Genomic DNA, 13,789 nt, shown 5'->3' with positions numbered 1-13,789 from the left:
ACCATCGCAGGACTGATCCAAAGGACCGCCAACGTGACGCTTGCCCATCAGCCGCCGCAGATCGCCCACGCCAATGGCATCGACATTTGCTACGAAGTCTTCGGCGATGCCGGCGCGGAACCATTGCTGCTGATCATGGGTCTCGGCGCCCAGATGATCCATTGGGACGATGATTTCTGCCGCCAGCTTGCCGCGCGCGGCTTTCGCGTCATCCGTTTCGACAACCGCGATATCGGCAAATCCTCAAGGATGACCGGCGGCAAGCGTCTGACCGCGCTCGAACTGCTCAAGCTGAAATTCCTGAAGATCCCGGTCGCCGCGCCCTACAGACTGATCGACATGGCCAAGGATACGGTCGGCCTGATGGACGTGCTCGGCATCAAGTCGGCGCATCTGGTCGGCGCATCGATGGGCGGCATGATCGCGCAGGAAGTCGCGATCTCGTTTCCGGCGCGGGTGCGCTCGCTGACCTCGATCATGTCGACGACAGGCAATCCCAAGGTGCCGGGACCGACACGGGAAGCCGCCGCGGTGCTGATGGCGCCGCCGCCCGCGACCAAGGAAGAGTATTTCGAGCGGTTTGCGAAAACCTGGAAAATCCTGCGCGTCGGCTCATTCCCGGAAGACGAAGCGCTCGACCGCTCGCGCGCCGAACGCACCTATGAACGCGGCCTCAACCCGGCCGGTGTCGGCCGCCAGTTGCGCGCGGTGCTCGCCTCCGGCAGCCGCAAGGAACGGCTCAGCGCGGTGAAAGCGCCGACGCTCGTCATCCACGGCACCGTCGATCCCCTGGTGCGGCCCGAGGGCGGCAAGGATACGGCAGCCTCCATTCCCGGCGCAAAGCTTGTGATGGTCGACGGCATGGGCCACGCGTTGCCGATCCCGATGTGGCCGCAGATCATCGACGCCATCGACAAGCACGCGCATGGGGCGGCGGCGAAGGCGGCTTGATCAGGTTACTTCGAGGTGACTTCGTGAGCGTCAGGTGCCCTCTTCCGGCCGTCACGGTCGAGCACTATAGACGGCACACCGAAATCGTCAGATGGAGCCCGAACATGGATCTTGTATTCCGGCCACGCATCGCCCTGGCCGCGGTCGTCCTGTTAGCCCTCGCCTCTCCGGGCGCCTACGCCGCCTCGCCGCAGCAGGAAGCCAACAGAAAAGCGGTGCTCGACTTCTATGAGAAGGGGCTGAACCAAAAAGACGCCGACGGCGCGATCGCCTATATGGGCGACCGCTATGTCCAGCACAATCCGAATGCCGCTGATGGTCCCGAGGGTTTTCGCAAGTTCATTGGATTCCTGCGCGAGAAATTCCCGAACTCCCGCAGCGAGATCAAGCGTTCGTTCGTGGACGGCGATTACGTCATCCTGCATGTCCACGCCGTTCGCGAACCCGGCACCAGGGGAAACGCGATCATCGACATCTTCAAGCTCGAGAACGGCAAGATCGTCGAGCATTGGGACGTCGTCCAGCCGATCCCCGAGAATCCGGCGAACAACAACACGATGTTCTGAAGACAACGCTCGGGCATCACAGACACGCGGAGCAGCGTGACGCACTACGTGCGTGTCGCGATCCAGATGATGTGACGCGCGCCGCCCCCTCTGCCGGTGGCGCGCACGGCAACCTCATTCACATCGAAGCCGGCGGCGCGCAGCCGTTTTGAGAACGGCGCATTGGGTCCGGACGACCAGACGGCCAGGACGCCGCCGGGACGAAGCGCCATATGTGCCGCGCCCAATCCGGCTGAACTGTAGAGCCCGTCATTGGCCTTGCGGGTCAGGCCTTCGGGGCCGTTGTCGACGTCGAGCAGAATGGCATCGAATTTCGATCGGGAAGACCGGATGATTTCGGTGACGTCCACTTCCTGAATGCTGACACGGGTATCGTTCAGGCTGCCGCCAACAATCTCCGCCATCGGGCCTCGCCCCCAGGCAACGACGGCCGGCACCAGCTCAGCCACCACGATCCGCGCACCCGCGCCGAGCACAGCGAGCGCAGCGCGCAGCGTAAACCCCATGCCCAATCCGCCGATCAGCAGATGCGGCTTCTTGTTCGCTTCCAGCTTCTTGACCGCGAGGGTGGCGAGCGCGGCTTCGGAGCCAGACAGGCGGCTGTTCATCAGCTCGTTGGTGCCGAGCATGATGGAGAACTCTTTGCCGCGCTTCATCAGCCGCAGTTCCGCGTCGGTGCCGGGAATATGTGCGGTATCGATTTTTTCCCAGGGAATCATGTGGGGGTTCTAGCACACGATTATAAATTGCTGTCGTCCCTGCGAACGCTCAGATGCGCAATTGCGCATCGGGGGACCCATAGCCACCGGCGCCAATGGCTGCGAAGACTCGTCGAACAGCGTTTTTGTACTGATAGATCACGCGATATGGGTCCCCAGATGCGCAATTGCGCATCTGAGCGTTCGCAGGGACGACGGTGTGGTGGCTACCGTCAGCCCCCCGCCCACACATCCAGCACGTAGCGGTTCCTGGCGCCGAGATCGTCGATCCAGCGCAGGCCGGCTGCTTCGTCCGCGCCGGTGCGTTCGCGATAGATCGACACCAGCGCTGCCTTGACGTCCGGCTCCATCTTGCCGCCGTCGCCGCAGACATAGACGATGGCGCCCTTCTCGATCAGGTTCCAGACCTGATCCTTCTGCGCCGCGACCAGGTGCTGCACATAAGTCTTCGGCCCGTCGGCGCGCGAGAACGCGGTGTGCAGTTCGGTGATGCCGTTGGCGGCGAACGCCTTCAGTTCATCGGCGTAGAGAAAGTCCTGCTCGGGATGGCGGCAGCCGAAGAACAGCATCGCTTGCCCTAAGCTCGCGCCCTTGGCCTTGCGGTCGGCGCGCTCCTGCAGGAAGCCGCGGAACGGCGCCAGCCCCGTGCCGGGTCCAATCATGATGATCGGCACCGACGCATCGTCCGGCAGGCGGAAGCCGGCCTTGGTCTCGCGCACCGTGGCATGGATGGTGTCGCCGGCGCGGCGACCGGCAAGATAGTTCGAGCAGACGCCCTTGTAGACGCCGCGGCCCGAACTTGCGGGCGCTTCGACCACGCCGACGGTGACGCTGCAACGTGAGGCATCGCCCGCCGGTGACGACGAAATCGAGTAATAGCGCGGCGCCAGCAGCGACAGCATTTCGAGATAAGCATGGAACGGCAGCTCGCAGGCCGGATATTCCTCCAGCAGATCGAACACCGATTTGCGTTTCGCCAGTACATCATTGCGATAGAGCTCGGTCGAGGCGGCGTCATCGCCGACATAGGCCAGCAGCTTCGGTTTGGTCATCGGACAACGCGTGTTTTCCGACATGATCTGGATCTGCTTGCGGGTCGCGATCTGCTGCAACTCGACGAATTCTATGAGCAAACGCCCGACCGACACGGCGTCACCGGTCGGCAGTTGCGCGCGGCGGCCTTCGGCGACCGCGAGCCTGATCTGGTCGGCGGGCAGGAAACCGAACCGGCGCGCGACGGAATCGACCAGCGCCGGATCGTTGCGCGGCACCACGCTGAGGTGATCGCCGACCCGGTAGGAAACGCCCGGCGGCAGTTGCACTTCGATATGCCGCGTCGAGCGGTCGGACGGATTGGCGCCGGCCTTGTTCTGCAGCTCGGAATTGGCCTGCACCTTCATCGGCGAAACACCGCCCTGCGCCACGATCACGTTGACGGCAGTCGGCGCTACTGGCTCGATCGTGTACAGCGGTGCGTCGTCGGCGCTGCGGGTGAAGGTCGACGCCAGACCGAACTCCTTGGTTGCCGCGGCGGCTGCGGCGGCGAACCATTTCTCGAACTGGCCGTCGAGATCGCTGCGGGCATCGCCCTCGCCGCGCCCATGGACGCTGCGCGCGCCATGCGCCGCCAAATGTTCGTCGATCATGCGCGGCACCGACTGATAGGTCGCCGCCCAGTCGCTGTTGCCGCAGCCGAACACCGCGTAGCGGACTTTGGCCAGCGCGTCCTTGGGCAGGCCGCTGTCCAGCCATTTGACGAATTGCGTGGCGTTGTCGGGGGCTGCGCCATTATAGGAGGCGCAGAAGATCAGGACGCCGCCCTGCTCGGGCAGCTTGCCGACGTAGTCATCGAGCGCGCCGAGTTTGGTCGCAAATCCGTTGACCTCGGCAAGGTCGGCGACGCGGGTCGCGAGTTCTTCGGCGGTGCCGAGGTTGGAGCCGTAGAGCACCAGCAGCGGCGTGTTGTGGCCGGGGCGGGTCCGGGCCGGTGCAGCGGCCGTGTTCGAGGCCGCCACCGCGGCAGCGGCGCGACCGGCGAACGCGCCGCGCTCCTTGTCAGCGCGCGGGCGCACCTTGATCTTGAATCCGTCCGGCTTGATCGTCAGCGTCTCTTTCAAATGCATCTGGTAGCGGTTGACGTCGATCAGCTTGAAGCGCTGCAGGATCATGCCGATCGCCAGCGCCGCCTCGTGCATCGCGAATCCACGCCCGATGCAGGCGCGCTGGCCGTTGCCGAACGGCTTCCAGGCGTTGACCGGGCGCTTGGCTTCGGCCTCGCGGCTGAAGTTCTCCGGGTCGAACGCGTCCGGGTTCGGTCCCCACACGCTGGGATCGCGGTGCAGCGCCATGACGAGCACGGTGACGAAGGTGTTTTTCTTCAGCTTGTACTTGCCGCCGATGGTCTCGTCCTGGAGCGGGGCGATGCCATAGGCCGGCGCCGGCGGCCACAGCCGTAGCGCCTCCTTCAATATCTGCGTGATGTAGGTCAGCTGCGTGACCTGCTGATAGGTCGGCCGCGCGTCGACATCCGGGCCAAGCACCCGGTCGACTTCCTCATAGGCCTTCTTCAGCACGTCGGGATGCTTGAGCAGCGCATAGAGCGTGCAGGACAACAGGCCGCTGGTGGTCTCATGGCCCGCGATCAGGAAGGTGTTGATCTGATAGCGGATGTTGACGTCGTCGAGCTGCTCGCCGGTGGCGCGGTCGACGCCGGTCATCATGGCGCCGAGCATGTCCTTCTTGCCCTCGGCGGCTTCCGCGTTGCCGCGGCGCTCGGCGATGATCTCGTCGACCATCTTGTTCATGAAGGCGACGTCCAGCGCCAGATCCTTTCGGCGCTTCTGCAGCCACAGGCCTTCGAGCGGGATGCCGCGGGTCATCATGATGGTCTCGAGCGAGCGCACCAGCGATTCCACGAACGGATGATAGTCGCGGCGGTAGAACGAATTGAAGCGGTAGTCGAAGCCGCAGAGGCCGATGGTGTCTAGCGTCAGCGCGGTCATGTCATGGACGACGTCGATCTCCTCGTCGCCGTTCAGCCGCTCCCACTTCTTGACCAGCTGCTCGGCGATGTCGACCATGCTCGGATGATAGGACGTCATCGCGCGGTTACCGAACGGCTGCAGCAGGATGTTGTGCGCCTTGCTCCAGTTCGGCTCTGACGTGTCGGCGGTGAAAAGCCCGTCGCCGCCTACCGCGCGCACCCGGCGCAGCGAGCCGCGCACCGCCTTGTCGAAGCGCTTCTCGTCGGACAGTTCATCGATCAGGTCGTGGCCCGACACGATCACCAGCGGCGCGCCCATCATGTCGAGCCAGAAGATCGGCCCGAGCTCCTTGGTCAGCCGCACCAGATGCTGAACGGGCGCGTTCGGATCCAGCGACAGCATGTTGCCGACAACGGGCTTTTTCGGCGGATGGGGAATCGGACTGAGTTTATTCGGTGACGCCATTGTCGAAATGTCTCCTGCCTTGGTCCGATTCTTTGTATCAGCCCGTCATTGTATCAACCCGTCATTGCGAGCGAAGCGAAGCAATCCATCTCGCCTTGAAAAGAAAGAATGGATTGCTTCGTCGCTACGCTCCTCGCAATGACGATGAGGTAATTTCTGCTTTAGCCAAACCGCTTCCTGCGCCATTCGATCAGTTTGGCGCTGACCTCGTCCGGCTTTTCCTGTTGCGTCCAATGGCCGCTGTCGCGCACCAGATATTTTTCGAGATCGGGAACGATCTTTTCCATGCCGTCAGCCGACGACGGCGGCAGTACATGATCGTTCTCGGCCATGATCATCAGCGCCGGTACTTTCACCGTGTGATCGATCCCGGCCGAACGCTGCCAGTTGCGCGACATGTTGCGGTACCAGTTGATGCCGCCGGTAAAACCTGACTTCGTGAACGTATCGACGAACACCTTCTTCTCTTCCGGCGACAGGATTGGCTTCCGCGGATCATGCTTGGCGTCGTAACCCGCAATCATCTGCGGAAACGCCAAATTGAGTCGCGGTGAAGCACCGACGCCGGCAACCACCTGATCGGCGGGCGTGTCGGCGGGCCGCGGCACCGGCTTGCGCATGAAGGCGTCAAACGTCTGCTCGACCCGGCTGCCGAAGATCCTGTCGGGCTCGCGGGGCCGGATCCTGGAACTGCACGATGTACATGCTGTCGCCGAACCGTTTTCGGAACAGCTCGATCGGGTCGGCCGGCGGGCGATCGTGATGCGGCGTGTTGATGCCGACCACGCCGGCAACGCGGTCGATGTGGCGGAGCGGCATCTGCCAGATGATGAAGCCGCCCCAGTCGTGGCCGACGAAGATCGCCTTGTCGATCTTCAGATGGTCCATCAGGCCGACGAGATCGCCGGTCAGGTGCTCGATGTCATAGGCCTCGACCGGCTCAGGCCGGTCGGTCGAACCATAGCCGCGTTGGTCGGGCGCGATCACCCGGATCCCGGCCTCGCTCAGCGCCTTGATCTGGTGACGCCAGGAGAACGCGATCTCAGGCCAGCCATGGCACAGTATGACCGGCGGCTTGTCGGTCTTCGGCCCGGCCTCGTAGTAACCCATGCGAATGCCGTTCGTCTCGGCGAACTGCAGCGGCGGCATTTCTATCATTGCAAAACCCTATTCAGCCGCGCTGGTCATCTTGGACGGCGGCGGCGCATAGGCCGCCTCCAGCGCTTCAAATTCCAGCGGGAGCATGTCGCACAGGACCTGGACATGCGGAATGATGTTGGCGCCGGCGATGAAGCCGAAATCGAGCTGGTCGCGATAGCTCTGCACGGTGATGTTGAGCGCCATCCCGTGGGTCGAGATCGACACCGGGAAGATGTGCAGCAATTCCGCGCCGGCCGCATAGAGCGTCTGCCGCGGCCCCGGCACGTTGGACACCACGATGTTCGCCGCCGGCGGCAGCACATTCGAGAGATCAGAGCGGCTGTAGAGCAGCGCCAGAATCTGCACCACGATCGGCGTGCCCAGCATCGAGATGTTGGACACCTGCGGCATCAAGGCCCGCAGCGGATGCGACATTTCCTTGGACTTGGTGGATTGCGCGATGATCGCCTCCAGCCGTCCCTTGGGATCTTCGACGTTGGTAGCGATCGAGCAGATCATGCCGAACACCTGGTTGTTGGCCTCGGTGTTGCCCTCCTCGCGCAGCGAAATCGGCACCGCTGCCGTCAGCGACTTCGTCGGCAGCGCACCCTGCTGCAGCAGATAGCGCCGCACCACGCCGGAAGAGAGCGCCAGCACGACGTCGTTGAGCTTGCCGCCGGAGGCTTTCGCCACCGCCTTGGCCCGCGACAGCGAGATCGAGGTGCCGGCAAAGCTGCGCTCCGACGAGATCGCCTTGTTCAGGACGGTCGGCGGCGAAACCATGCTGGCGATGCTGTCGCGCGACTTCGGATCGGAAATCTTGCCGACCACTTCGGAAACGCTCTTGAGCATCGTCGGCACGCTGGCGGCGAATTTCACCGCGCTCTCGATCTGGAACATGGCGTTGTCGAACAGGATCGATCCGAGATCGCTCTTGCCCGAACGCGGCAATTCCAGGCTCTTCGGCGCCGACGACGAATCGAACGGCTGCCGCCAGAGCTGCTGATAGGAATCGATCAGGTTGGCGGCGATGTCGCGCGGCTCCTGCGCGACCTTGCGCGCCGTCGGCGGTTCGACCTGGCGCGGCACCGGGGTCAGATCGTAGATCATGTTGGTGAGCGCCGCACCGGCGCCGCCGTCGATGCAGGCATGGTGCATCTTGGAATAAAGCCCGATCTCGTTGTCCTTCATACCCTCGAAGACATAGAACTCCCAGAGCGGACGGGCGCGGTTGAGCAGCTTGGCATGCATCCAGCCGACGATGCGCTCCAGCGTCGCGCGGTCGTACGGGGCCGGCAGGCTGCCGCGGAAAATGTGGCGGTCGATGTCGAACTGGTCGTCCTCGACCCAGGACGGATGATCGATGTCGAGCGGCGCCTTTTCCAGGCGCGCTTTCAGGATCGGCGCAAGATGCAGCCGGGAGCCGATCATCGCCTTGAAATCTTCGAAGAAGTTGCCGTTGTAATTCTCGGGCAGGCGGAAGATCGCCATGCTTCCGACATGCATCGGCATTTCAGGCGTTTCCAGATACAGAAACGACGCATCCATCGAGGACAGTTTCTTGGCGTCAGTCATGTTTTCCTCCCGCAGAGATCACGCGGCGCCTTGATGGCGCTTCTGGCGTTCAGATGGTCCTGAAGACGGGGGATGGGTATCCCGGTCCTCAACGACATTGGTCAGGATAGTGCATTTTCCGGGGCCCCATATGCAATGGCAAACGGCCCCGAACGGTCAAATTGCTTAAAGTCGCCTTCCGGCTGCGCCAGGCGGTCGGCCACCGCCCACAAGGCGGCCGGGTTGACGCCGAGGCCGATGTGGCTCGCGAGATGCACCTCGATATTTTCGGCCGTGCTGGAGGGGCGCAGCAGGCTGGTACGCCAGTTCACGATGCCATCGGTGCGGGAATAGATCGAGGTCGCGGGCACCGGCAGGTCGCCGGCGATGGCTTCCCGGATCTCCGGGTTGTCGTGGATGCTTTCCCCCGACAGCGCTTCATACAGTCGCGTCGCATTGGTCGCGGTGATGTCGTTGGCGAACGGGCTGCCGAGCGTGATGACCGACCGCACCATGTCCGGCAGTTGCAGCGCGAGATCGCGTGCGTAGATGCCGCCGAGACTCCAGCCAATGATGCTGACCTTTCGTCCCGTGGTCTCGTGGATTCGCTTGACGAGGTCGCGCAGCGCGCCGCGCTTGCTGGCGACGCCGCCGAAATTGCGGCCCATGTTCCAGGCATAGCTGTCGTAGCCGAGCTCCTTCAGGTAGCGGCGCATCGGCGCCATCGACAAATCGCTGGCGAGAAATCCCGGCAGCGTCAGCACCGGATGACCGTCGCCCCTCGGGGCGCGCATCAACAGCGGCGACAGCAGCAGGCTCGAATTCAGTTCGAACACGCTTCTGGCTTCGGCGAGCATCAGGAACAGGCTCGGCGGACGAAGCTTGCGTTCTGCCGCCGGCGTGTCCTCCGCGAGGCCCACTATTTCTTGTCCTTCTTGGCCATGCCGCCGAGGCCGGCCATGGTCACGAACATGTCCTGAAAGCGTTCAGCGATCTTGGGGTCGAAGGTGAACCAGGACTGGATCAGCGATTCCGGCGAGACCTTGTCGATGTTGGCCATCATCTGCTGCTGCAACTTGTCCATGACCGCGGTCTGCATCGGCTGAACGTCCGGAAGTCCGAAGAACTGCCGGGCCTCGAGCGGCGTGCAATCAATTTCAACGTTTACCTTCATGGCCGCTCCTTCATTAATGGCTTGCCGCAGTATCACCGTGACTGGCTGGGTCACGCAAGGACAAGACCGCCTTTCGGGGTCCCCAATCGCCCCCTATGGTCAACCAAAACGTTCGACAGCAAAAGGGCTAGTATCGGCAAACGGGGTCTCGCCGGTCATCATTTCCGCCAGCAGCCGGCCGGTTGCGGGTCCGAGCGTCAGGCCGTGGTGCTGGTGGCCGAAATCGAACCACAAACCGGGATGGCGGGGCGCCTTCCCGATCACCGGCAGCATATCCGGCAAACAGGGCCGCGCCCCCTTCCATGGCCGGGCGTCGACCGGCTCCCCCAGGGGAAACAGTCTATGCGCCTTTGGCATGGCCCGTTCGACCTGGACCGGGGTCGGCGGTGCATCGCGGCGGGCCATCTCGGCGCCGGTGGTCAGACGAATGCCGCGGTTCATCGGCGCCAGCAGAAAGCCCTGATCGGTATCCAGCACAGGATGATTGAGCACGGCGTTGCCGCGCGGCGCCAGATGGATGTGATAGCCGCGCTTGACGTTGAGCGGGATCGAATAGCCGAGCGGGGCGAAGATCTGATCGGACCACGGCCCCATCGCGACGACGACTTCGCGCGCGGTGATTGACCCTTTCTGGGTTGCGACGCGCCACCTTGCGCCGGATTGTTCGAGCGTTCGCGCATCGCCGACCAGGAACCGGCCGCCCTTGCGGCCGAACAGCGCCGCATAGGCCTTGGTGAGGCCGCCGGGATCGGGGACAAAACCGGGATCGGGAAAATGCACCGCGCCGGCGAAATCGCCGGTCAAATTCGGCTCGCGCGCTGCGATGGCAGATGCGCCGAGGATGTCGCCCGCGACGCCATATTGCTTGGCGCGTTCGAGTTCCTTCACCGCTTCCGCCAGCGTCGCATCGGAGCGATAGAGCTTGATCCAGCCGGTCCGGCGCAACAACTCCGGCACATCGGCTTCCGCGATCAGCGCCTCATGCTCGACCAGGCTGCGCTGGATCAGCGGCAATTCGGCCATTGCACTGTGCAGCGCACGCTCCGGCGAAGACGCGAGGAAGTAACGCACCAGCCAGGGCAGGAAGGACGGCAGATCGGCGAAATGATAACGCAACTGCGGCGTACGATTGGTCGCATATTGCAGGATCTGGCGCAGGTCGCGGGGAAACATGTAGGGAAAGACCGACGCGCATTCGATCAGTCCGCCATTGCCATAGCTGGTCTCCTCGCCGGCAAGTTCGTGGCGGTCGATCAGGACCGTATCGCGGCCCTTTTTCTGCAGGTGCAGCGCAGCGCCGACGCCGACCATGCCTGCCCCCAACACAAGAACGTCAGCCTTCAGTTCCGCCACCGGCACTCCGAAAGTTTAATGTAACGCGGTCTCGCGCTCAGCTTAAGGTAAAGCTAGACGTTGCCGCATCGCGGTGCAAACCGGTCCGCTGAAGGGGATCGCGCTTGCGCGGTGGCTGGACTTTGGCAACATGGATCGGCAATATCCGCCGCTATTGCGGAATTGGGCTGATCAAAGCGGGGAAATCGAACAAATGTCGTTACGTCAGAGTTTGCTTGCAGTGGCTACGGTTACAATGCTCGGCTTTGCGGTTACGCCGGCATCGGCCCAGACCCTGCGCTACGCCAACCAGGGCGACCTCAAATCGCTGGATCCGTATACGCTCAACGAATCCACCACGCATGCACATCTAGGGCAGGTCTATGAAGGCCTGATTGCGCGCGACAAGGACCTGAAGATCATTCCGGGGCTGGCCGAACGCTGGGAAACCCCGGAGCCGACCCGCTGGCGCTTCCATTTGCGCAAGGGTGTCAAGTTCCAGAACGGCGACCCCTTCACCGCCGACGACGTGGTGTTCTCGGCCGACCGCGCTCGCGCCAAGGGTTCGAACGTACAGGCCCGCATCGCCGCCGACGTAAAGGTCGTCAAGGTCGACGACAACACCGTCGATTTCATCCTGACCTCGCCCAATCCCATTCTGCACTACCAATGGGATACCTGGTACATCATGGACAAGAAGTGGGCCGAGGCGAACAACGCCACGGCGCCGACGCCGGCCGCAGCGACGACGCCGAGCTTCGCCTCGCTCAATGCCAACGGCACCGGCGCCTTCACCGTCGAGAGCCATCAGCCCGGCGTCAAGACCGTGTTCAAGGCGAACCCGAATTGGTGGCGCAAGCCCGAGCACAATCTCAAGGAAATCGTCTTCACGCCGATCGGGTCCGACGCCACGCGCGTCGCTGCCCTGCTGTCGGGCGAAGTCGACATCATGGAGCCGGTTCCGACCCAGGACATCGGCCGCGTCGATTCCACCCCGACTACCCAGGTGATGAAGGGGCCTGAGCTGCGCACCATCTTCCTTGGCATGGACCAGGCCCGCGACGAATTGCTGTATTCGAACATCAAGGGCAAGAATCCGTTCAAGGACATCAAGGTCCGCGAGGCCTTCTTCAAGGCGATCGATATCGAACTGATCAAGACCCGCGTGATGCGTGGGCTCTCGACGCCCTCGGCCCTGATGATTGCGCCGCAACTGTTTCCGCTTTCCAAGGACTTTACCCGCCCGAAATTCGATCCCGACGGCGCCAAGAAGCTCTTGACGGAAGCGGGCTATCCCGACGGTTTCCAGGTCACGATGGATTGCCCCAACGACCGCTATGTCAACGACGCCGCGATCTGCCAGGCGGTGGTCGGCATGCTGGCGCGCATCGGCGTCAAGGTCGATCTGCTGGCGCAGCCCAAGGCGCAGTACTTCGCCAAGATCCTGAAACCCGGCGGCTACCAGTCATCGTTCTATCTGCTCGGCTGGACGCCCGGCACGTCGGACTCGCACAACGTGCTCTATGACATCATGGGCTGCCGCGACGACCCGAAATCCTCACGCGGCGAAGCCAACGTTGCCGGCTACTGCAACAAGAAGATGGACGAGATCACCGACAAGGTGCTGGTCGAACCCGATCCGGCCAAGCGCGATCAGCTGATCAAGGAAGCGTTCGAGATCGCGGCGAAGGATTACGCCTACATCCCGCTGCATCAGCAGGCGCTGGCCTGGGGTGTATCGAAAAAACTGAAGGTGCAGCAACGCGCCGACAATCAGGTCCTGCCCTACTGGATGGTCAAAGAACCGTAGGCAGGCCCAACGACCCAGGTCCCGGTGGCTTCGCGCCCCCGGGACTTTTCGTTTCCGGCGGACAGTGACGTCCGCCACCGCGTAAAGAGAGAAGTGAAAGGATCACATGCTCGCTTTCACTCTTCGCCGGGCGATCCAGGCGATCGGCGTCATGCTTGCGGTCGGGATCATCTCGTTTTCGATGTTCCGGTTCGCCGGCGACCCCGTCAACCAGATCGTCTCGCTGGATACGTCTGCGGCCGAACGCGAAGCGGTGCGCAAGTCGCTCGGTCTCGACGATCCCGTGGTGATGCAATTCGCGCGTTATTTCGGCAATGCCGCCCAGTTCAAATTCGGCGTGTCCTATCAGTTCCGCCAGCCGGTCTCGAGCCTGCTCGCAGAGCGGATGCCAGCGACGCTCGAGCTCGCCATCTGCGCCACCATCTTCGCGATGGTGTTCGGCATCCTGATGGGGGTTTATTCGGCGCTCAAACGCGACACCGCGCTCGCCAAAATATTCCAGGCCGTATCGCTGATCGGAATCTCGCTACCGACCTTCCTGATCGGTATTTTGCTGATCTACCTGTTCTCGGTGACATTGGGCTGGCTGCCCTCGTTCGGCCGCGGCGATGTCGTGCGGGTCGGCTGGTGGACCACCGGCCTTCTGACCCTTTCCGGCCTCAAGGCGCTGATCCTGCCGTCCATCACACTTGGCCTGTTCCAGCTAACATTGATCATGCGGCTGGTGCGCGCTGAAATGCTGGAAGTCCTCCGCACCGATTACATCCGCTTCGCGCGGGCCCGCGGCCTGACCACGCGGGCGATCCATTTCGGCCACGCGCTCAAGAACACGCTGGTTCCCGTCATCACCGTGGCCGGGTTGCAATTTGGCTCGGTTATTGCATTTGCCATCATCACCGAAACCGTATTCCAGTGGCCGGGCATGGGGTTGCTGTTCGTGCAGGCAGTGCAAAACGTCGATATCCCGATCATGGCGGCCTACCTTTTGATGGTGTCGCTGATCTTCGTCACCATCAATCTGGTGGTCGATATCCTCTACACCGTCGTCGATCCGCGGCTGCGCTCGACCCTCCGCCGTCCGGCTTAAAAGAAAG

Annotated in this window: 10 protein-coding genes and 1 pseudogene; 4 read left to right on the top strand and 7 right to left on the bottom strand. The window is 62.9% G+C overall.

Annotated features, from left to right (window positions below; genetic code table 11):
* Window positions 1-33 precede the first annotated feature (33 nt).
* Both ABIE49_RS33405 and ABIE49_RS33400 read left to right on the top strand, forming a co-directional pair.
* The gene (locus ABIE49_RS33405) at window positions 34-951 is read left to right on the top strand and encodes an alpha/beta fold hydrolase (RefSeq protein ID WP_192737255.1); all 918 of its coding nucleotides are present in this window, start codon (window positions 34-36) and stop codon (window positions 949-951) included.
* Between the two features lie 104 nt (window positions 952-1,055).
* Window positions 1,056-1,517 carry a nuclear transport factor 2 family protein gene (locus ABIE49_RS33400; RefSeq protein WP_192737254.1) on the top strand — a complete coding sequence of 154 codons (462 nt, stop codon included), beginning with the start codon at window positions 1,056-1,058 and terminating at the stop codon, window positions 1,515-1,517.
* Window positions 1,518-1,561: 44 nt separating this feature from the next.
* On the opposite strand, the gene ABIE49_RS33395 is transcribed toward ABIE49_RS33400, so the two are convergent.
* The 7 genes and pseudogenes from ABIE49_RS33395 to ABIE49_RS33365 all read right to left on the bottom strand — a co-directional run bounded on the left by ABIE49_RS33395 (window position 1,562) and on the right by ABIE49_RS33365 (window position 10,906).
* A complete protein-coding gene (locus tag ABIE49_RS33395) occupies window positions 1,562-2,236 on the bottom strand; it encodes a spermidine synthase family protein (RefSeq protein WP_192737253.1) in 675 nt (224 codons plus the stop codon).
* A 212-nt stretch (window positions 2,237-2,448) separates the two neighbouring features.
* Entirely contained in the window at window positions 2,449-5,685 is a 3,237-nt protein-coding gene (locus ABIE49_RS33390; RefSeq protein WP_192737252.1) for a bifunctional cytochrome P450/NADPH--P450 reductase, read from the bottom strand.
* Between the two features lie 161 nt (window positions 5,686-5,846).
* Window positions 5,847-6,843 (bottom strand): annotated as a pseudogene (locus ABIE49_RS33385) (alpha/beta fold hydrolase).
* A gap of 9 nt (window positions 6,844-6,852) precedes the next feature.
* Window positions 6,853-8,400, bottom strand: a complete 1,548-nt coding sequence (locus ABIE49_RS33380) for a WS/DGAT/MGAT family O-acyltransferase (protein ID WP_192737250.1) — start codon at window positions 8,398-8,400, stop codon at window positions 6,853-6,855.
* A gap of 101 nt (window positions 8,401-8,501) precedes the next feature.
* Window positions 8,502-9,236, bottom strand: a complete 735-nt coding sequence (locus tag ABIE49_RS33375; protein WP_354067683.1) for an esterase/lipase family protein — start codon at window positions 9,234-9,236, stop codon at window positions 8,502-8,504.
* Window positions 9,237-9,298: 62 nt separating this feature from the next.
* Window positions 9,299-9,553, bottom strand: a complete 255-nt coding sequence (locus tag ABIE49_RS33370) for a DUF6489 family protein (protein ID WP_192737248.1) — start codon at window positions 9,551-9,553, stop codon at window positions 9,299-9,301.
* Between the two features lie 99 nt (window positions 9,554-9,652).
* Window positions 9,653-10,906, bottom strand: coding sequence for an NAD(P)/FAD-dependent oxidoreductase (locus ABIE49_RS33365; RefSeq protein WP_192737247.1), 1,254 nt, complete (start codon window positions 10,904-10,906; stop codon window positions 9,653-9,655).
* 193 nt (window positions 10,907-11,099) lie between these two features.
* Between ABIE49_RS33365 and ABIE49_RS33360 the strand changes: the two genes are divergently transcribed.
* Both ABIE49_RS33360 and ABIE49_RS33355 read left to right on the top strand, forming a co-directional pair.
* Entirely contained in the window at window positions 11,100-12,695 is a 1,596-nt protein-coding gene (locus ABIE49_RS33360) for an ABC transporter substrate-binding protein (protein ID WP_192737246.1), read from the top strand.
* A 106-nt stretch (window positions 12,696-12,801) separates the two neighbouring features.
* Entirely contained in the window at window positions 12,802-13,782 is a 981-nt protein-coding gene (locus tag ABIE49_RS33355; protein WP_192737245.1) for an ABC transporter permease, read from the top strand.
* Window positions 13,783-13,789: the final 7 nt, after the last annotated feature.

The sequence above is a fragment of the Bradyrhizobium sp. OAE829 genome (genome assembly GCF_040546575.1).
GTDB lineage: Bacteria > Pseudomonadota > Alphaproteobacteria > Rhizobiales > Xanthobacteraceae > Bradyrhizobium.
This window is presented reverse-complemented; position numbering and strand designations above follow the sequence as displayed.